The sequence below is a fragment of the Vibrio genomosp. F10 str. ZF-129 genome (genome assembly GCF_000287055.2).
GTDB lineage: Bacteria > Pseudomonadota > Gammaproteobacteria > Enterobacterales > Vibrionaceae > Vibrio.
The window spans coordinates 17,875-32,281 of record NZ_AJYQ02000137.1; the positions used below are offsets into that span (position 1 = coordinate 17,875).

Genomic DNA, 14,407 nt, shown 5'->3' on the forward strand with positions numbered 1-14,407 from the left:
AGCTTCCGTTTCCACTTCACTGGTTAACGGCCCAGATAACCAGCGCGAGACTAGGCTGGGGAGTTTGTGCTCTTGTTGCCAGCGTTCGACAACTTCATGATTGGAAAGCGCTTGTGCTTTGTCGCGATTGATATGCACCACCAGATGATAATGGTTACTCATAATTGCGTAAGCACAAATATCGATACAGTAGACTTGAGAAAGTGCGTATATTTTGTTCTTTATCCACTCGCGGCGATGCTCAAAGCTTTGCTGTGTTAGCGGGTCAATTCCACATAAGAAGCTGCGCCTAACACAACGTGAAACACAGTGATAATACGGTGTGGCGTCCACGGATATCTGTTGTTTTCTGGCTGTCGTCATCATCGACCTGAAGTGGTGGTTAACCCACTCAGAATATAAGACCAAACAACAACAGCAACACCAATCACCCAGACTTCCAACGAGTCTATCGCCAAACCATACTTTGCTTACTTAGAGTGTGTGTCCCTTTTAAATCGCAAGAACGAGTCATTAACTTGCCTGAGTCTGATGATGATGCCTTTCTCACCAGCTTCAAAGCTGAGTTAACGAAAGATGAGTTTATCGAGATCAATAACATGTTAGATAACTGGCTGTTTAACAAACTACGTGAAAGACAAGCGTTTGATGGTCGAAGTTACGATGAGGTGAAGCCCTATAGATTTGGTTTTATGGGAGCGCAGGGTGAGTTTCATGGGCAGATGCCACCAATATCGAATTTAGTCTAGCGGAATATTAGTGATGAAAGCGATTAAAGTCAGTGAAGTAGGGCAGCTGTAACCGTTCGATAGATAAAACAAGGCCTCGCGATTGCGAGGCCTTTTTGTGTTCCGACTAAAACTAGATATTAATCGAGCCTAGCGAAAGCTTGGGATAATCGCCGGAATCCCCGGTAGAAGGCCAACCAATGCCATCACACCACTTAGCACAATAAACATAATGCCAGGCAACACCCAACGGCTCATTTTACTCAGTTCACTGCTGCGTTCTTTACAACCGACTAACCCTAAGTTATCCAACAGCATGGTGAGAGCCCAGCCAAATGCAGGGTTAACGAGCGCTGAAGAAAATACGACAATCGCGGCAGACTGTGTGGTTTTCCCTTCACGCGTCATTTCCATGCCAGCTTCTAGTAATGGCACAAATACCCCAACAATGAGCGCAACACACAGTACCGGTTGCCAGATAGCTAAATCCATTGGGTAACCCCAAACTGCGGCGATGATACAAAACAGAGCCGTCAGCAAAGCGCCAGCAGGAATAGGGCGTTTAGCAATCGCCGCCGGTACGATATAAGTACCCCATGAAGACGTAAAGTTAGTACCACCGAGCAGAGAACCGAACGTTTGACGAATTGAAGCCGTGGTCATGGTGTCGTCAATGTTCATGTGTACTTTTTCGGTACGTTCTGGGTAGCTGATTTTTTGAAACACTTGGTGCCCTAAGAAATCTGGCGACCACATAGCCACGGCTAAAATAGCAAACGGCAATACCACCATGAAATGTTCAATTGTCGGTAAGCCTAGCATCCAGCCTGTGTTTTCTCCCCACCAATACATAGGGTTCATGTTGGGTAAACCTGGCTCGGTTTGAAAAGAAAACGGGGCACCCATGGCAAATGCTAACGTACCACCCAGCAGGCAACTAAGCGGTACGGCTAGCCAACGCTTACGAAAATGTTCCAATAAAGCGTATAAAATAATGGTGCAAAAGATCACGACAAAAGCAATATGGCTCATGCCTATTCCCTCGGCCCACGCGAACAGCTTCTTAACTTGTGAAGCGGTTCCAACAAAGCCGAGGTAGAGCAGTAAACCGCCACATACGCCTTTACTGGTGAGGTTGGCCAACATGCTGCCACCTTTACTGATGGCTAAAATTAAGCCAAAAGCGCCAATCAACAACCCAAAGGCCATAGGGTGTCCGCCTGCTGCAACGACAATCGGAATTAAAGGAATGAGTGGGCCGTGTGTACCTGCGAGGTTCGCGGTCGGCAATAAAAAGCCAGAGAAAAGAATGATGAAAACAGAGGCGATGAGTAGTTCATAACGGACATTTTCTAAAATGAAGCCTTCATTTAACCCTAGCGCCCCGGCAAAGGTGGCTGCAATGGCACCCACCATCACAATCTTACCAATGGTCGCCGCCATCGCTGGGATGGTATCTTCTATTTCGAATCGATAATCTTTAAACGGCAAATTGGGACGCCAGCGTTTAGGCGACATGATTTGTAATTCGTGTTCTAAATACTGTTCGCGGGAATCAAATTCCGATCTTGGTTTATGTTGCTGTTCATAAGTGAGTTCATCCTCATTGGCTTGAGGCTTATCTGTTTGTATATGTACGGACTCTAAAGTACTGCTCATTTTGATTCCTTTCGTTCACACTCTAAGGCGTGTTATTCCAACAAACGTTATTGACTCACGCAGAAGCGCAAACAATGCGTCAACTTATAATTAAAAATTCATTAACATTTAGTTGCTAGTACCTTATATCAAACCCAAAAAAACAAATAGTCTCAGGCAGTTAGACATTAGTCGTAGAGTACGATGACTGGCGATAAACAGGGGGGGAGGGCTTGCCTGTTACCTAGTAAAAAGGTGGTCTAGTTTTTAGCTAGGCCACATTTGTTTAGAGAGGTAAGGTGAACAGGTTGCTAATCAAATTTTGTGGCGAGTACGAAAAGGCAAGACTTCGTCTGCAGCATTAACTTGTGTATTGTTAATGTGGAATCAAATGATTCGTGTACAAATCAATTTCTGGCATTTTCGGTCTATTTAGTTCATTAAACACTCTAATGAGTTTAAATACTTATTAATATATTCGCTAAGGAAAATACTGTTTTGGGGTGTGTTTTATTCCACTTTAATTTAAGAGATTGATTTATTTCGCTTTTGTTTGGTGGCGAATATTTTTTTTGTTAGCTGCTTATGGATTATCTCTCTTTTTTACCGAACGCAAGCCCTTGATTTCCACCCGTTGATTGCTTAGAGTACTAACTGTTTTGGCTTAGGTGACCATTTGTAAGCGTAAATAATAGTTAGATAACTAAGAAAGGATTAGATTACATGGATCCCATACTAGAAGTTAAGGGACTGTACAAGGTGTTTGGTGAAGACACCGACCGTGCTTTTACAATGATTAATGAAGGCGCGGACAAAGATAAAGTTTTCGAAGAAACAGGTCTAACGATCGGCGTTAACGATGTTTCTCTTAGCATCAAAGAAGGCGAGATTTTCGTCATAATGGGACTGTCAGGATCTGGCAAATCAACCCTAGTACGCCTTCTTAACCGCTTGATTGAACCTACCCAAGGTAATGTGCTTCTTCGAGGAAAAGACATTGCCCACATCTCAGAAGAGGAACTCCGCGAAGTTCGCCGCAACAACATCTCCATGGTTTTTCAAAACTTCGCTTTAATGCCACACATGACGGTTATCGAGAACGCAGCGTTCGGTCTTGAGCTCGCCGGTGTCGAAGTTGAAGAACGGAAGCAATCAGCGTTTGAAGCGTTGGAGCGAGTCGGTCTTGGCCCGTATGCAGAATCTTACCCTGATGAACTGTCTGGTGGTATGAAGCAACGTGTTGGTTTGGCTCGTGCTCTAGCTTGTGACCCAGATATATTGCTGATGGATGAAGCCTTTTCTGCGCTTGATCCTTTGATTCGTACTGAAATGCAAGACGAACTCATTCGTCTTCAAAATGACGACAAACGAACGGTTGTTTTTATCTCACATGATTTGGATGAAGCGATGAGAATCGGTGACCGTATTGCCATCATGCAAAATGGTGAAGTGGTTCAAGTCGGTACCCCAGACGAAATTCTTAACAACCCAGCGAACGATTATGTCGAAGCTTTCTTCCGCAGTGTTAATGTAGCCAGTGTTCTTACTGTGAAAGACATTGCGCGTAAGAAACCCGCTGCGGTATTTAAAAAATCAGAACACGACGGCCCAGCGTCTGCTCTACAAATTTTGATGGATAACGACCGTGAATACGGCATCGTTGTTGATAAGAGCAGTCTTTATTCCGGCATTGTTTCTATCGACTCCCTTCGCAAAGCTCACAAAGAGAACAAATCACTCGTCAGCGCGCAGCTCGATGATGGATTGACTCTCAACCCTGATTTACCAATCAATGATGTGCTTGGTTTAGTTGGTGGTGTTCCTTACTCAGTTCCTGTTGTGGATGAGCAAGGTAATTACTTTGGCGTGGTAACTAAGTCACGACTGTTACAAACATTGGATAAGGGGTAGATCATGTCGTCTGAACAAACAAACAATGATCCATGGTCGCAGTCTGCACCTGCCGCTCAGCCATCAAGTGATCCTTGGGGGCAAGCGGCTGATACCTCTTCATCAGCGGGTTGGCTAAGCAGTGAAACGGTAGAAGCTACACCTTTCGATCCACTTAACCCTTTTGCTGAAGCAGTGCTGCCCGTCGACACATGGGTTGAATCTGGTTTGAATTGGTTAGTTGAACACGGGCGACCGTTGTTTCAGGCAATTCGCATCCCTATAGATTTAATTTTAAGTTCATTTGAAACTGCCTTAGTGTCTACGCCAGCCCCGTTCATGTTGATCATTTTATTTTTGGTCGCATGGCAGTTTTCAAACCTCAAGTTGGGTGTGGTTACAGCCGTTTCCATGACTTTCATCGGCTTAATTGGCGCTTGGTCTGAAGCGATGACCACACTTTCGCTGGTTATGACATCGGTATTCTTCTGTTTATTGATAGGTTTACCTATGGGGATCTGGCTCGCCCGAAGTCATACTGCCGCCAAATTTGTGCGTCCAATTCTGGATGCCATGCAAACTACGCCTGCTTTTGTTTATCTCGTACCAATCGTTATGTTGTTTGGTATTGGTAACGTACCGGGTGTGGTAGTTACCATCATATTCGCACTTCCGCCAGTGGTACGTTTAACCATCTTAGGTATTCAGCAAGTCCCGGAAGAGTTGATCGAAGCGGGTCATTCATTCGGTGCAAACAAAAAGCAGATGCTATACCGAATCCAGTTACCACTTGCACTACCAACCATAATGGCAGGTGTGAATCAAACACTGATGTTGTCGCTGTCTATGGTGGTTATCGCATCAATGATCGCAGTGGGTGGTTTAGGTCAAATGGTCCTGAGAGGTATCGGCCGTTTAGATATGGGACTGGCCGCTGTGGGTGGTTTAGGTATCGTTATTCTAGCAATCTTGCTTGACCGCATTACCCAAGTGCTAGGGGTAAATGCAGGTAATACAAAATTACGGTGGTATCGCATGGGGCCTGTTTCTCTTGTGCTTAATGCGATTAATCGCGGTAAAAAATCAGAACTACAATTGAGGAAAAACACCAATGAATAATTCATGGAAGAGCAAACTTGCAGTTAGCATCGTTTCTACATTAGCAGTATCGACTAACGTGTGGGCAGCAAGCTTACCGGGTGAAGGTGTATCTGTTCAGCCCGTTCAATCGTCTGTAGCGGAAGAAACATTCCAAACGTTGATTGTCAATCGTGCTCTAGAGGCGCTAGGCTACGATGTGAAATCAACCCAAGAAGTGGACTATAACGTAGGTTACACCTCTATCGCAAAAGGTGACGCGACCTTCCTAACAGTAGGTTGGTTCCCGCTTCATGCTGATAAATACACAATGGCGGGCGGCGATGACAAATTCTACCGTGAAGGCCAATATGTCAGTGGTGCCGCTCAAGGTTACCTTATCGATAAGAAAACGGCTGAAAAATACAACATCACTAACATTGGTCAACTGACTGATCCAAAAATCGCTAAGCTGTTTGATGCTGACGGCGATGGCAAAGCAGATCTGACGGGCTGTAACCCTGGTTGGGGTTGTGAGATGGTCATCGAACACCAAATTTCGGCATTCAAATTGGACGATACGGTGACTCATAATCAAGGTAATTATGCAGCGATCATCGCAGATACTATTTCACGTTATAAGAAGGGTGAATCAATCCTTTACTACACTTGGACGCCTTACTGGGTGAGTGGTGTCTTGGTTCCTAACGAAGATGTAGTATGGCTAGAAGTGCCATTTTCTTCACTTCCAGGTGAGCGTTCGGACGTAGATACTACTTTGTCTAATGGTAAAAACTACGGCTTTGAAATGAACTCAATGCGTATTATTGCCAACAAAGAGTTTGCTAAGAACAATCCTGCAGCAGCTAAGCTTTTCGAAATCATCAAACTTAACATCAACGATGTTAGTGCTCAGAACATGATGATGAGCAAAGGGAAAAACAGCTCTGCTGATATCGAAGCACACGTTAATGGTTGGATTAAAGCAAACCAAAACACGTTTGATGCTTGGATTGCAGAAGCGAAGAAAGCCGCACTGTAGGTTTGATTTTTTCAGGCCTAGCTAACACTCTAATTGGAAATGATGAGCATGTTTAGCGGAGTTACTGAATCACCTTTAAATCAAGTGACATAGCGGTAACAATACTCATAAAAAAGCCAGTAGTCCTAATTGGGTTACTGGCTTAATGTATTCCTTTCCTTTCCTTTACTTTCTTTGTACCTCTCATAAATATCCCAGTCATCAGCGTTACACTCTTTTCTTGGATGAACACTTTTCTTGGATAAACAGGAGCAGATCTTGCTTTGCCAAACACTATTTTTGTCATGCAAACGAGAAGTGATAATTTCAATTCAGATTTTGGGGCGTACGCATTTTAGGATAAAAAATGTTTCAAGTTGAGCGAGTAACTGTTTGGAAATGGCACAGAACTACCGCCTTTAGCCACTCAATTTCTGCTACGTTCAGCCTCCTGATAGTGTTAGAATCTGCGCATCAGAATTATCGAGAAACTAGGTATTTATAAACAATGTTTATCCATCACGTTAACGGCATCGACTGGCTGGTGATTACCGCTTTTGAAGAACTGAAAACGATGTTTATCGAAGATGCTGGTCCAATCCCATCTTACTTCTCTACCGCCAGCGAATTGAGCCTGATTGATCAAGCCAAGCGCAGCTATGGATTTTTGCCTACATTCCGCGGTGTGATCACTGATACCGGCACGTATCAAAGTAAAGATCTTGAAGAAGATTTGAACCCACAGCTTGCGTGTATCGTTGAAGGGCGTGGTCGGGTGTTTATCTATCATGGCGACTATGTGGCTTTTGTGGATGACGATCACACCGTTATTACCCGAATGGACTGAACTATTCAGTAAGTTGAAATTGGCGTAAGAATGAACAGGGCCTCGCGTTTGCGGGGCTTTTTGTATGTGGGAGAAAGTGATGGGCAGTGTTGTGGCTATAGGAGATTTGCGCGGTAAAAACGGACAATTGGGTACCTGACTCACCCTAAGTTTATCGCGGTGCTGCACGAATGGCTTTCTACGTAATTTCCAGATAAAAGCTCAATAATCCCCAACTAATCTCCGCTTGATTTAGGCCAATGATGACAATGATCCCTGTATATTCACGGAGCGTTGAAGCTTTTTTATCGCGTCTGTATCAGCGACGTGCTGGTGGCGGCATCCACAGTCAGTATGAAAGTGATTTGACGATGGTAATGAGCAAGTCGGGTTCAACATTGCTGATCCAGCAAATACTGATTAGCCAAACGCTATTGGCGATTGGAGTGAGATGGGCGAACGAACGGTTATAGGTGAAGGCGCATCTGTTGCGGATGCGGAAACGGTCTTAACTTTCGCCTTAGTTTTACGCATTGTGCTGTAGATGTTTTTCATTGCTTTCCAAGATACCTTGTCGCTCCCTCCACTCTATAGTTTTTGCTGAAAGTGCTATTTCTCTAATCTGTAAATCTAATTTTTCACACTATAGTTATTGGCATATGCCAATAATAAGGAATATACTGAATGCCTGATCACCAATAACACGGAGTTACCATGTTATACGCAGTACCTTGTCTTAATCTTCATGTCGGCAACCATTTTGCTCGTTCACCACAAATAGCGATTGTGGATGACCAACGACAAATAAAGCAGGTTGTTCCTTTGGTTGAATCCGACTCGTCTTGTAATAAAAAGAAGCAATGGATTTCAGTGATCCACTCTTACGGCGTGCAAACCGTTGTCGTCCGCCACATAGGAAAAAGGATGCTGGCGCACTTGTTTAAAAACGATATTAAAGTGTTAGCCTCGACAGGAAAGGTTGAAATTGGAGCATTAGATTTTGATCACCTACAAGAAGTGACCGATTTGGATTACGGTCGAGAGCCTCGCAATCATGGGTGCGGTAAGAAAGAGCGTAGGAGAGACGGCGCGATTTTCATGTCACAGCCCAATAAGTTAGGGGCTATTCGAGGGTTCCGTAAATGACATTCCTACTAACATTATTGGGCTTTGTTGGAATCGTTGCGTTGATGGCGATCGGTGTGATTTTTTCACGCCAGCCAATCATAGGCAGCTGCGGCGGGCTAGCGCAGATAGATATTGAGCGTGAATGCAATTGCAAAGATGTGTGTGAGGAACATAGCCGTAAGCTGTATCAGATCTCAGAACCCTCAAGCTAGAGATCTCAAACAAGCCGCCATATAGCGAAGTGAATAGCTAAATAACTAAATAACTAACTAAATAAATAACTAAGTAGATAAATAGCTAAATCAGATAGTTCAATCTCTCAATGGCTAGCTCGGTATCTAGCAGTGAGAGTGATCTCTAGAGTTAAGGCTAGGGTGTCAGTTAAGAGTTTTGAATGACTAACGCGTGGCCGTTGACGATGCATTTAGCAACCTTGGCTCGTGCACGTTTAATGATGTTACCGAACGTTTGGCGAGACACCTGCATCTGCTCGGCGGCTTCAAGCTGGCTTAGGCCTTCTTGATCAGCCAAGCGCAGAGCTTCCAACTCTTCTAATAGCAGATCTTCTTGATGAAGCTCGTCCATAGGAACGCCATTAGGCTTGAAACAAGAGTAAGCAGCACGGGTACACAACTGTCGGTGTTTTTTAGGTCGAGCCATATCAATCTCTAGGAATCTAAGGGTAAAAGGGATAAGGGTAAGTATGAAAGTTTTCATTCCTCACAACCATAGGCGCTGCAAAGTATGCAGCCAAGGCTTCTTTTCAGACAGCCCGATTTGTTTTGAAGCTGTTAGCGAGCACGAGACCTTAGTCAAGCATGAAGCCTTAACTAAGCATGAAGCCTTAGCTAAGATTGTACCAACAGATAAAGCTGAGGGCTATGATGGCATTATGCAGGGCGGCATTGTTACCGCGTTACATGATGCAACCATGCTGCATTGTTTGTTCCAAAATAATATCACTGCCATGACGGTCAGCATAACGTCTCGTTTCCACCATCCAATTTTGATCGGTCAAGAGTTAGAGATCCGTGCTCAATGGGTCAAAAGCAGCCGTAACATTTACTTCTTAGAAAGCCAAATTACTCAATGCGGTAAGTTATGTTCATCGGCAAAAAGTCAGTTTATGTCATCGCACTGATTCTTCAATCTAAAGAAATCGTCCTACTTCATTTGAGTGGGATCTAGAGAAGGAGGCTGAACGGTTCAACTCAAGCAGTTAAGCCCGTTAAGTAGGGGGGGGCTCAGTAGAAGGCGAATTTCTAAAGACACAAAACTCTCGACAACTCTGGTTAAAGCGTTGCAGAAGGTGAGATAGGTTTGTGTAGCATTGGGGGGCTTTTTACAATCTGAAACTTGTTGATTATTAAAGGGTTAGTAATGAAATAAGTGCCCTAGTGTTTGGGTTGTTTTGTCCTTAATTTGAGAATTCTCTGAACAAACTTCAAAAAAATCCCACCCAAACATAATGGTCATTAATGTTCTTGTTTATCCATATTTTGGTTGTTTCTGCTTTAAAGTTTGTTTTTGTTTTATTTTTTGGGTTTTTATTTTGAATGATGTGTTTATTGATTCTATTTATATTTATTGATAGTTCCATACACTTAGAAAAAAGTTGGCGAAAATCAGAAGCTTGGCATACACTTTCCAAGGTAAAGCCGATATGTTGTTGATTGGCTAGGCAAAATGCTTTGGCGCTGCCATCTGGCAGTAATGTTAAACATAGCTTTAAGGGGAGTTTTATGGCGCTCACAAAGGCCGATCTGGCTGAGAACCTGTTTGAAAAACTTGGATACAGTAAACGGGATGCCAAGGAAACGGTTGAAGTATTTTTCGAAGAAATTCGAAAATCACTTGAAAGTGGCGAGCAGGTAAAGCTGTCTGGTTTTGGTAACTTTGACCTTCGAGAGAAAAGCGAACGCCCAGGTCGAAACCCTAAAACTGGCGAAGACATTCCTATCTCTGCTCGACGTGTTGTTACATTCCGCCCGGGACAAAAACTAAAAGCCCGCGTAGAGAATATCAAAGTTGACAAATAGCTGATCGATTGAGACCACGCCTAGCGTGGTCTTTTTATATCTGGCTTACGGCAACGAACAAAGATCCTTTAGGCTCCATCAATCGATGAAGTTGCAAGCACTCATGCTCGTTGAACTTTCAAGTCTTTTGGCTTTTTCTCTCTTCTTATCTTCTTATCTTCTTTTTTTCGCTTATAGCATCATTCAAGCGTGAACGTTTATACATTGTGATTCTTTAAATCGATTAGCGGAAAAGGTACGGGAACAGTTGCTGTTTTTCTTCCTGCGATAAAGACTCAACACGAGCAATATTGTTATCGGGTATGGCTTCAGGATCTGGATAGTGTTTGAGCACCTTTTCCATCGACTCTTCACGGATTAAATGAATGGTTGGGTAAGGAGAGCGATTAGTCAGATTCTCGGTATCGTCGGGTTGGGTCCCGTGAAAGTAATAGTCTGGATGAAATGTCGCGACTTGGTAAATTCCTTCATAGTCTTGCTGTTTGATTAGCCCATCAACCCAGTCGAGAAAAAAGTTGTAATCCATGAAATCCTGAAGCATATCTGGAATTACAACCAAGGTTGTTTCAAGCTCTTTGGCATCTTTACTGTCGAGAATCTGAAATTCTTCCAAGATACATTCTAGCAGTGCTTCTTCCGTCGTGGCGTCGGTGACTGCAATTTTAATCTGCTTATTCTTGTTCGGCTTGTGTGCGAAAGGACACAGGTTAAGACCAACGATGACGTCTTCTAACCATTGCTGAGTCTGTTTTTCTGCGAGTTGATAGTTGTCCATAGGGTTATCTTTACTTAAACCGTTTCTGCGGGAGTCAGCACAGTGCCTCTCCAGATAATAGAACGAGTAGAATACCAGAAATGACGCTTTGAATGAGTAAAATTGGTGATTGTTTTATTTCTCAAAATCGCTTCTTCCATTACTCATTTAACGGCTGTTCGACTGGCAGATTAAGTAGCGTTTATCTGTGAGTTGGGTGAGGGTCAGCTAACGTCCGAGACGGTACCGTTTGTCGATAGAGTGCATAGCAAAGAGCAAACAAACCAATATAGAGAACCATGCCACCCATGGTGACACTCAACCATCCCCCGTGTTGCCAGCAATAGATTAGAAAGAAACCCCCTAGACTTCCACCCACATAGTAGTGAACAAGGTACAGTGCGGTTGCCGTTGCTTTCGCGCGTACGGCCTTTTGGCTAATCCATGAATACGCTAAGGTATGGGTAAAAAAAGCACCAAAACTCACCAGCAATAACCCAATGACCATCATGGGTAAGCGATCAACCAGTGCCACCCACATCCCCAGCATGCTGATGATGCTTCCTGTTACCATCCCAGAAATAGGCTGTTTATGTTGAGCCCATTTCCCGGTTAATTTCGAGCTAAGAGTTCCGGCCAAGTAACACAGAAAAATCAAAGAGGCAGCGCCAATCGGTAGGTAATGTGGGGCACTGACTAAGCGAAAGCCCATGACGGAATACAGATTCACAAAAAGCGCGAAATTAATGCCACCAATGAGCATGGCAAACCACAACGTCTTGTTTTTGATATGTTTAACCAACGCTCGATTATGGTGGAAAAAAAGACCACGCTGGGGCGTAAAGTTGTCCTGGTTTGGTAGAAGCAACCCAACAATCACAGCGCCTATGAACGTCAAGATGGCCATGGTTGCAACGGCAGCTTGCCAGCTGAACATTTCGGTAAGCGTACCGCCGAGTATGCGGCCACTAATGCCACCGAGAGAATTGGCGGCAATGTATCCCCCAATCGCCTGGCCGAATGCCTTAGGGCTTAGCTCTTCAACCATGTAGGCAACGGCCACGGAAGCAAACGCGGCCAACGCCACCCCCATTAATCCTCGGGTCAGGAGCAGCAGCCAAAAGCTGTCGCTAAGAAGCATCAATAAGCCAATCAAAGGCATAGAAAAAATGCCTCCTAGCATGACTTTTTTGCGGCCAAAGGATTCCGAGCAAATGGCCCAAGGTACGAGGAAAATAGAAAGCGCAAACGTCGACGCAGCAAACAGACCGTTAATCTGAGTTTCTGATACCGCAAATTCTTTGGCGAGCAATGGAAGGATTGGCTGAAATAGGTAAAGGTTGCAGAACACCAAAAATGAGCCCAGTGCCAAGCTTAACGTGATTTTTTTATAACGGGTGCTGCCAAACTCAGCCATTTTGTTGTCCTGAACGTCAATAAATTGCGAGGTAATGTGATGAAATTAGCAGTGAAATTGTGATTAATAAAATATATTAAAACTATCAACTCGATATATTAAGTTAATGCCATGGAAACTCGTCATCTAAAACACTTCGTCAAAGTCGCTGAGCTTGGTCATTTTACTATGGCAGCGAAGGCGTTACATATTGCTCAACCCGCCTTAAGTATCTCGATAAAAAAATTTGAACAGCAACTTGGCGTGGTGCTCTTTAAAAGGCAAGACAGAAAAGTAGAGCTAACCCATGAAGGGAAAGTGTTACTCGAACATGCAAAACGTATTTTGCAACAGTTAGATGATGCCAAGCTTGCCATGGATGAACTGATTGGATTGGAAAAAGGAGAAGTCCGCTTAGGGGCTCCTAGTATGATGGGGTCTTACTTTTTTCCTGAAATCTTGATGGCTTTTAAATCCCATTACCCAAATTTGAAACTGACACTGGTCGATGCGGGAACGCAGTCGATTCGGAAAATGCTATTGGATGGAGAACTGGATATTGGCGTTATTGTGAATAACGATATACCGGAAGATCTTGATACCGATTACCTAGTGACCGGCGAGATGGTTGCCGTGGTGTCTGAAACTCATCCTTTGGCACAAAATAGATCAGTAAAATATTCCGAGTTTTTTGAACATGAATTGGTGATGTTTAAGCCGGGCTATTTTCACCGAGAGTTTATTGATCGTGTGTCTATCGAAAATCAGTTTACTCCGCAGTTCTCTTTTGAAACCAACTTGATCCCAATGATACTGACGATTGTAAAACGAGAATTTGCCATTACTGCGTTATTGAAGCTCGTCACCGATAATGAACAGGGTGTGGTGGGGATTCCATTTGAGGAGCCGGTAAAGCTAGATCTGGCTTTGGCATGGCGAAAAGACGGGTATCAGTCTAAAGCCGATAGAACATTCATCGACTTTGTTAAGCAGTATGTCTAGAGAAAGACGTGTATTTGATTACGAGCGGTACATTCTATCAAACGTTTTTTGGTCCCAACCTACCATCACCTGATCACCAATTTTAAGCACAGGGATCGAGCGCGCTCCCATCGCCTGTAGCTCTTTTCTGCCTCTTTGCATTTTGGCATTGGTGAGGCGATATTTGAGACCTTTTGAATCAAGATAACGTTGAGCATCTTTGCAATGAGGGCATTTATCGGCGACATACAGGACTAAACGTTTCATATAAGACTCTTAATTAGTGACCACTAAGGGCGAAAATTCAAGCGCGGAGTTTAGCTGAAATTACACACTGAGAAAAGTCACACTGACAAAATCAATGAATCGTTAAGCCAAATCCGATAAACTTAGCGGCCAACAGCCACGGTCGTTATCTTAACTATGCATCCATCACTTCGTTATGTTCAGGGCTATCCAGATCATATAGTTTCCCAGGTCGAACAATTGGTTTCAGCCAATAAACTGGTCACTTGGTTTGAATCACGCTACCCACAAAACCATACGATTAAGAGCGAGAAAGCCCTTTTTGATTATACGATGGCGATTAAAAATCGTTATATGAAGAAAACCGCGCCGCTGAGCAAAGTCATTTACGACAGTAAGATACACCTTATCAACAATGCACTTGGTCTTCATACCTATGTCAGTAAAGTGCATGGCAGCAAGATAAAGTCCAAGAATGAAATTCGAATTGCGAGTATTTTTAGAACGGCGCCAGAACCGTTACTGCGTATGTTAGTGGTTCATGAGCTTGCTCATATTAAAGAAAAGAACCACGATAAGGCCTTTTATCAGCTGTGCTGTCATATGGAAGCGGACTATCATCAGCTTGAACTGGATGCACGTCTATTTATGATTTATCAAGACCTTAAAGATAAGTAATGTCG

The 14,407-nt window shown here is 43.6% G+C and carries 18 protein-coding genes and 1 pseudogene; 12 read left to right on the forward strand and 7 right to left on the reverse strand.

What is annotated here, in order from left to right:
• Positions 1-363: pseudogene (locus A1QO_RS20670) on the reverse strand (transposase); the annotation flags it as partial.
• A gap of 155 nt (positions 364-518) precedes the next feature.
• On the opposite strand from A1QO_RS20670, the gene A1QO_RS18485 reads away from it, so the two are divergent.
• A complete protein-coding gene (locus A1QO_RS18485; protein ID WP_241790488.1) occupies positions 519-749 on the forward strand; it encodes a hypothetical protein in 231 nt (76 codons plus the stop codon).
• A 129-nt stretch (positions 750-878) separates the two neighbouring features.
• Here the strand turns inward: A1QO_RS18485 and A1QO_RS18490 are convergent, their stop codons facing one another.
• Positions 879-2,387, reverse strand: coding sequence for a DUF3360 domain-containing protein (locus A1QO_RS18490; protein WP_017034122.1), 1,509 nt, complete (start codon positions 2,385-2,387; stop codon positions 879-881).
• A gap of 702 nt (positions 2,388-3,089) precedes the next feature.
• Here A1QO_RS18490 and proV point away from each other — a divergent pair.
• The 7 genes from proV (at position 3,090) to nqrM (ending at position 8,520) form a co-directional block, all read left to right on the forward strand.
• Complete coding sequence (gene proV / locus A1QO_RS18495) at positions 3,090-4,277, forward strand: glycine betaine/L-proline ABC transporter ATP-binding protein ProV (RefSeq protein ID WP_017039514.1); 1,188 nt, start codon at positions 3,090-3,092, stop codon at positions 4,275-4,277.
• Between the two features lie 3 nt (positions 4,278-4,280).
• A complete protein-coding gene (gene proW, locus A1QO_RS18500; protein WP_017039515.1) occupies positions 4,281-5,375 on the forward strand; it encodes a glycine betaine/L-proline ABC transporter permease ProW in 1,095 nt (364 codons plus the stop codon).
• A complete protein-coding gene (gene proX / locus A1QO_RS18505) occupies positions 5,368-6,375 on the forward strand; it encodes a glycine betaine/L-proline ABC transporter substrate-binding protein ProX (RefSeq protein WP_017034119.1) in 1,008 nt (335 codons plus the stop codon). Before proW ends, proX begins: the two co-directional genes overlap by 8 nt.
• Positions 6,376-6,862: 487 nt before the next feature.
• Entirely contained in the window at positions 6,863-7,201 is a 339-nt protein-coding gene (locus A1QO_RS18510) for a hypothetical protein (RefSeq protein WP_017034117.1), read from the forward strand.
• Positions 7,202-7,440: 239 nt separating this feature from the next.
• A complete protein-coding gene (locus A1QO_RS20360; RefSeq protein ID WP_139073969.1) occupies positions 7,441-7,653 on the forward strand; it encodes a hypothetical protein in 213 nt (70 codons plus the stop codon).
• 241 nt (positions 7,654-7,894) lie between these two features.
• Positions 7,895-8,326: a NifB/NifX family molybdenum-iron cluster-binding protein gene (locus A1QO_RS18515; protein WP_017041860.1), complete on the forward strand. Its 432-nt coding sequence runs from the start codon at positions 7,895-7,897 to the stop codon at positions 8,324-8,326.
• Entirely contained in the window at positions 8,323-8,520 is a 198-nt protein-coding gene (gene nqrM, locus A1QO_RS18520) for a (Na+)-NQR maturation NqrM (RefSeq protein WP_017038424.1), read from the forward strand. Before A1QO_RS18515 ends, nqrM begins: the two co-directional genes overlap by 4 nt.
• Before the next feature lie 169 nt (positions 8,521-8,689).
• Here nqrM and A1QO_RS18525 read toward each other — a convergent pair whose 3' ends face one another.
• On the reverse strand, positions 8,690-8,968 hold the full coding sequence (locus A1QO_RS18525) for a DUF134 domain-containing protein (RefSeq protein WP_017039518.1): 279 nt from the start codon (positions 8,966-8,968) through the stop codon (positions 8,690-8,692).
• A gap of 43 nt (positions 8,969-9,011) precedes the next feature.
• Between A1QO_RS18525 and A1QO_RS18530 the strand changes: the two genes are divergently transcribed.
• A complete protein-coding gene (locus A1QO_RS18530) occupies positions 9,012-9,449 on the forward strand; it encodes a PaaI family thioesterase (RefSeq protein WP_017034112.1) in 438 nt (145 codons plus the stop codon).
• 303 nt (positions 9,450-9,752) lie between these two features.
• On the opposite strand, the gene A1QO_RS20365 is transcribed toward A1QO_RS18530, so the two are convergent.
• Complete coding sequence (locus tag A1QO_RS20365) at positions 9,753-10,061, reverse strand: hypothetical protein (RefSeq protein ID WP_141707139.1); 309 nt, start codon at positions 10,059-10,061, stop codon at positions 9,753-9,755.
• Here A1QO_RS20365 and ihfA point away from each other — a divergent pair.
• On the forward strand, positions 10,051-10,347 hold the full coding sequence (gene ihfA, locus A1QO_RS18535; RefSeq protein ID WP_017034111.1) for an integration host factor subunit alpha: 297 nt from the start codon (positions 10,051-10,053) through the stop codon (positions 10,345-10,347). The genes A1QO_RS20365 and ihfA overlap by 11 nt on opposite strands.
• 223 nt (positions 10,348-10,570) lie before the next feature.
• Here ihfA and A1QO_RS18540 read toward each other — a convergent pair whose 3' ends face one another.
• On the reverse strand, positions 10,571-11,122 hold the full coding sequence (locus A1QO_RS18540; protein ID WP_017034110.1) for a DUF1415 domain-containing protein: 552 nt from the start codon (positions 11,120-11,122) through the stop codon (positions 10,571-10,573).
• A gap of 181 nt (positions 11,123-11,303) precedes the next feature.
• Positions 11,304-12,518 (reverse strand): MFS transporter, encoded by a 1,215-nt coding sequence (locus tag A1QO_RS18545; RefSeq protein WP_017041862.1) that lies wholly within the window; start codon positions 12,516-12,518, stop codon positions 11,304-11,306.
• Positions 12,519-12,629: 111 nt separating this feature from the next.
• On the opposite strand from A1QO_RS18545, the gene A1QO_RS18550 reads away from it, so the two are divergent.
• Positions 12,630-13,499: a LysR family transcriptional regulator gene (locus A1QO_RS18550; RefSeq protein ID WP_017034108.1), complete on the forward strand. Its 870-nt coding sequence runs from the start codon at positions 12,630-12,632 to the stop codon at positions 13,497-13,499.
• Between the two features lie 18 nt (positions 13,500-13,517).
• On the opposite strand, the gene A1QO_RS18555 is transcribed toward A1QO_RS18550, so the two are convergent.
• A complete protein-coding gene (locus tag A1QO_RS18555) occupies positions 13,518-13,745 on the reverse strand; it encodes a glutaredoxin family protein (RefSeq protein WP_017034107.1) in 228 nt (75 codons plus the stop codon).
• A 156-nt stretch (positions 13,746-13,901) separates the two neighbouring features.
• On the opposite strand from A1QO_RS18555, the gene A1QO_RS18560 reads away from it, so the two are divergent.
• Entirely contained in the window at positions 13,902-14,402 is a 501-nt protein-coding gene (locus tag A1QO_RS18560) for a M48 family metallopeptidase (protein ID WP_017034106.1), read from the forward strand.
• Positions 14,403-14,407 lie beyond the last annotated feature (5 nt).

Excerpts from the sequence above, each read along its gene's own strand:
- nqrM (WP_017038424.1), top strand. The coding sequence starts at position 8,323 with ATGACATTCCTACTAACATTATTGGGCTTTGTTGGAATCGTTGCGTTG.
- A1QO_RS18515 (WP_017041860.1), top strand. The coding sequence starts at position 7,895 with ATGTTATACGCAGTACCTTGTCTTAATCTTCATGTCGGCAACCATTTT.
- A1QO_RS18540 (WP_017034110.1), bottom strand. The coding sequence starts at position 11,122 with ATGGACAACTATCAACTCGCAGAAAAACAGACTCAGCAATGGTTAGAA.
- ihfA (WP_017034111.1), top strand. The coding sequence starts at position 10,051 with ATGGCGCTCACAAAGGCCGATCTGGCTGAGAACCTGTTTGAAAAACTT.
- A1QO_RS18510 (WP_017034117.1), top strand. The coding sequence starts at position 6,863 with ATGTTTATCCATCACGTTAACGGCATCGACTGGCTGGTGATTACCGCT.
- proW (WP_017039515.1), top strand. The coding sequence starts at position 4,281 with ATGTCGTCTGAACAAACAAACAATGATCCATGGTCGCAGTCTGCACCT.
- proX (WP_017034119.1), top strand. The coding sequence starts at position 5,368 with ATGAATAATTCATGGAAGAGCAAACTTGCAGTTAGCATCGTTTCTACA.
- A1QO_RS20360 (WP_139073969.1), top strand. The coding sequence starts at position 7,441 with ATGATGACAATGATCCCTGTATATTCACGGAGCGTTGAAGCTTTTTTA.
- A1QO_RS18545 (WP_017041862.1), bottom strand. The coding sequence starts at position 12,518 with ATGGCTGAGTTTGGCAGCACCCGTTATAAAAAAATCACGTTAAGCTTG.
- A1QO_RS18560 (WP_017034106.1), top strand. The coding sequence starts at position 13,902 with ATGCATCCATCACTTCGTTATGTTCAGGGCTATCCAGATCATATAGTT.
- A1QO_RS18525 (WP_017039518.1), bottom strand. The coding sequence starts at position 8,968 with ATGGCTCGACCTAAAAAACACCGACAGTTGTGTACCCGTGCTGCTTAC.
- A1QO_RS18490 (WP_017034122.1), bottom strand. The coding sequence starts at position 2,387 with ATGAGCAGTACTTTAGAGTCCGTACATATACAAACAGATAAGCCTCAA.
- A1QO_RS18550 (WP_017034108.1), top strand. The coding sequence starts at position 12,630 with ATGGAAACTCGTCATCTAAAACACTTCGTCAAAGTCGCTGAGCTTGGT.
- proV (WP_017039514.1), top strand. The coding sequence starts at position 3,090 with ATGGATCCCATACTAGAAGTTAAGGGACTGTACAAGGTGTTTGGTGAA.
- A1QO_RS18530 (WP_017034112.1), top strand. The coding sequence starts at position 9,012 with ATGAAAGTTTTCATTCCTCACAACCATAGGCGCTGCAAAGTATGCAGC.
- A1QO_RS18555 (WP_017034107.1), bottom strand. The coding sequence starts at position 13,745 with ATGAAACGTTTAGTCCTGTATGTCGCCGATAAATGCCCTCATTGCAAA.